Origin of the sequence: Streptomyces sp. CBMA123 (assembly GCF_014596465.1) — a bacterium.
GTDB lineage: Bacteria > Actinomycetota > Actinomycetes > Streptomycetales > Streptomycetaceae > Kitasatospora.
Genome location: NZ_MECK01000376.1, coordinates 1 through 3,860 on the forward strand (window position 1 = coordinate 1; position 3,860 = coordinate 3,860).

The 3,860-nt window shown below is 76.8% G+C and carries 1 protein-coding gene; it reads right to left on the minus strand.

The features are described 5' to 3' along the window. The coding region (locus BG452_RS31050; RefSeq protein ID WP_188307687.1) for a type I polyketide synthase at positions 1-3,860 on the minus strand (3,860 nt) is incomplete at both ends.

Consider the following 3,860-nt stretch of genomic DNA (forward strand, 5'->3'; position numbering starts at 1 on the left):
GGGTCGGCGGCCGGGGCGGCGATGCCGGCCTCGGCCTCGGGCCAGTAGCGCTCGTGCTGGAACGCGTAGGTGGGCAGGTCGGTGCGGCGGGCACCGGTGCCCGTGTGCAGCGCGGCCCAGTCGAGGGCGTGGCCGCGCACGTGCAGCGCGGCCAGGGCCAGGGCGGTGGTGCGCTCCTCGGGGCGTGCGGCGCGCAGCAGCGGGACGGCCGTCACCGCGGCGGCGTCCGCCGGGTCGTCCTGGGTCAGGATGTCCTCGGTCAGCGCGGACAGCACGCTGTCGGGGCCGAGTTCGAGGAAGGTGGCGGCGCCGGCCGCGCGGGCGGCCCGGACGCCGTCGGCGAAGCGCACGGCCCGGCGGACGTGCTCGACCCAGTGGTCCGGGGAGCACAGCTCGGCCTCGGTGGCGAGCTCGCCGGTGGTGTCGGAGACGATCGGGACGGTCGGCGCGCGGAACTCCAGCTCCGCGACGGTGCGCCGGAACTCCTCCAGCATCGGGTCCATCAGCGGCGAGTGGAAGGCGTGCGAGACGCGCAGCCGCTTGGTCCGGCGGCCGTCGGCCGCGAACTCCCCGGCGATGCGCAGCACTTCGTCCTCCAGACCGGAAACGACCACGGCCCGGGGCCCGTTGACCGCCGCGACGCAGACGCCGGGCGCCAGGCGCGGCAGCACCTCGTCCTCGGTGGCCTCGACGGAGACCATGGCGCCGCCCTCGGGAAGCGCGTCCATCAGCCGGGCCCGCGCGGCGACGAGTGCGCACGCGTCGGCGAGCGAGAGCACCCCGGCGCAGTGCGCGGCGGCGATCTCGCCGACGGAGTGGCCGAGCAGCACGTCGGGGCGCACGCCGAGCGAGGTGACCAGGCGGAACAGCGCGACCTCGACGGCGAAGATCGCGGGCTGCGCCCAGCCGGTGCGGTTCAGCAGTTCCTCGTCCTCGCCCCACAGCACGTCGCGCAGCGGGCGGTCCAGACGGGGGCCGAACTCGCGCAGCACCGCCTCCAGCGCCTCGGCGAACACCGGGAAGCGCTGGGCGAGTTCGCGTCCGGCGCCGAGGCGCTGGGCGCCCTGGCCGGCGAACAGCAGGGCGAGTTTGCCGGCGCCGGTCTCGCCCGTGACCAGCCCTGCGGCGGGCTCGCCCGCGGCGAGGGCGGTCAGGGCCGCGAGCAGTTCGTCACGGTCGCCGCCGACGGCCACGGCGCGGTGGTCGAAGGCGGAGCGGGTGGTGGCGAGCGAGAGGCCGACGTCCGCGAGGCTCGACTCGGGGCTCGCGCCGGCGAAGGCGCGCAGGCGAGCGGCCTGGTCGCGCAGGGCGGCCTGGCTACGGCCGGCCAGCGGCCAGAGCAGGACGGGCTCCGCAACCGCCGGAGTCCGGGCGTGCACCACCGCTGGGGGGGCCTGTTCGAGGATGACGTGGGCGTTGGTGCCGCTGAAGCCGAACGACGACACACCGGCCCGGCGCGGCCGGCCGGTGTCCGGCCAGTCCGCTTCCTCGGTCAGCAGTTCCACCGCGCCCTCGTCCCAGTCCACGTGGGAGGACGGCTCGGCGGCGTGCAGGGTGCGGGGCACGACGCCGTGACGCATCGCCAGCACCATCTTGATCACGCCCGCGACGCCCGCGGCGGCCTGGGTGTGGCCGAGGTTCGACTTCACCGAGCCGAGCAGCAGCGGGAGTTCGCGGTCCTGGCCGTAGGTGGCCAGCAGTGCCTGGGCTTCGATCGGGTCGCCCAGGGAGGTACCGGTGCCGTGCGCCTCGACCACGTCGACGTCGGCCGTCGCGAGCCCGGCGGTCGCCAGGGCCTGGCGGATGACGCGCTGCTGGGACGGCCCGTTGGGCGCGGTGAGCCCGTTGGAGGCGCCGTCCTGGTTGACGGCGGAGCCGCGGACGACGGCCAGCACCGGGTGCCCGTGGCGACGCGCGTCGGACAGGCGCTCCAGGGCGATCACGCCGACGCCCTCGGCCCAGCCGACCCCGTCGGCCCGGTCGGAGAACGCCTTGCAGCGCCCGTCCGGGGCGAGGCCGCGCTGCCGGGAGAACTCGACCAGCGAGGTCGGGGTGGACATCACGGTGACACCGCCGGCCAGCGCGAGCGTGCACTCGCCGGCGCGCAGGGCCTGCATGGCCCAGTGCATGGCGACGAGCGACGACGAGCACGCGGTGTCGACGGTGACGGCCGGGCCCTCCAGGCCGAGGGTGTAGGAGACGCGGCCGGAGGCGATGCTGGGCGAGGTCCCGCTGCCCTGGTGGCCCTCGAAGCGGCCCCCGGCGAGCAGCGCGGAGTAGTCGTTGTACATCACGCCGGCGAACACGCCGGTACGGCTGCCGCGCAGTGACACCGGGTCGATCCCGGCCCGCTCGACCGCCTCCCAGCAGGCCTCCAGCAGCAGGCGCTGCTGGGCGTCGGTGGCCAGCGCCTCGCGCGGGCTCATGCCGAAGAAGCCCGGGTCGAAGTCGGCGGCCCGGTGCAGGAAGCCACCGAAGCGGGTGTAGCTGGTGCCGAGGTGGTCCGGGTCCGGGTGGTAGAGCGCGTCGACGTCCCAGCCGCGGTCGGTGGGCAGGCCGGAGATGGCGTCGGTGCCCTCGCGCAGCAGGCGCCACAGGTCCTCGGGCGAGGCGACGCCGCCGGGGTAGCGGCAGCTCATGCCGACGATGACGATCGGGTCGTCGTCGGCCGCGGCCCGCACGGGGGCCGCGGCGGTGGGCGCCTGGGCGCCCGTGAGCTCCTCCAGGACGTGCCCGGCCAGGGCGGTGACGGTCGGGTAGTCGAACACGACGGTGGCCGAGGTGCGCAGACCGGTGGCGGCGCTCAGCCGGTTGCGCAGCTCCACGGCGGTGAGCGAGTCGAAGCCGAGGTCCTGGAACGGGCGGTGGGCGTCGACCTCGGACGGGTCGGCGTGCCGCAGCACGGCGGCCACCTGGGCGCGGACCAGCTCGACGACGGCCTCCGTGCGGCCGCGCTCGTCCAGCCCGGCCAGCCGGCGGGCGAGGGCGCCGGCCGCCTCGGAGGCCGTCACGGCGGCGCGCCGAGTGGGGGTGCGGATCAGACCGCGCAGCAGCGGCGGCACCTCGCCCTGGGCGCGCAGCGCCGGGAGGTCCAGCCGGACGGGGAGGAGGACGGCCTCGGGGCGGGCGAGGGCGGCGTCGAACAGCGCGGTGCCGTCGGCTTCGGAGAGGGCCGGCGTGCCGAGCCGGGCCAGCCGGTCGAGGTCGGTGTCGGTGAGTCCGCCGGTCATGCCACCGACCGGTGCCCACGGGCCCCAGCCTAGCGACTGTCCGGGCAGCCCGGCGGCGCGGCGGGTGCGGACGAGCGCGTCCGCGAAGGCGTTGGCGGCGGCGTAGTTGCCCTGGCCGCCCGCACCGGCCGTACCGGAGAAGGACGAGAAGACGACGAACGCGCCGAGGTCGAGCGCGCGGGTGGCCTGGTGCAGGTGCCACAGGGCGTCGGCCTTGGGCCGCAGCACGGCGGCGAGCCGTTCGGGGGTGAGCGATTCGATGACGCCGTCGTCGAGCACACCGGCGGCGTGCACCACGGCGGTCAGGGGGTGCTCGGCCGGGATGCCGGCGATCAGCCGCTCGACGGCGGCACGGTCGGTGAGGTCGCACGCCTCGACGGCGACGACGGCGCCCAGCGCGGTGAGCTGCGCCGCCAGGTCGGCGGCGCCCTCGGCCTCGGCGCCCCGGCGGCTCGCGAGCAGCAGCCGCCGGACGCCGTGCTCGGCGACCAGGTGCCGGGCGAGAACGGCGCCGAGCCCACCGGTGCCGCCGGTGATCAGGACGGTCCCGTCCCGGTCCCACGCGCGGCCGGTGGCGGCCACCGCGCCCGCTCGGGCCAGCCGGGCCGCGAGGACGTCGCCGGCGCGCAC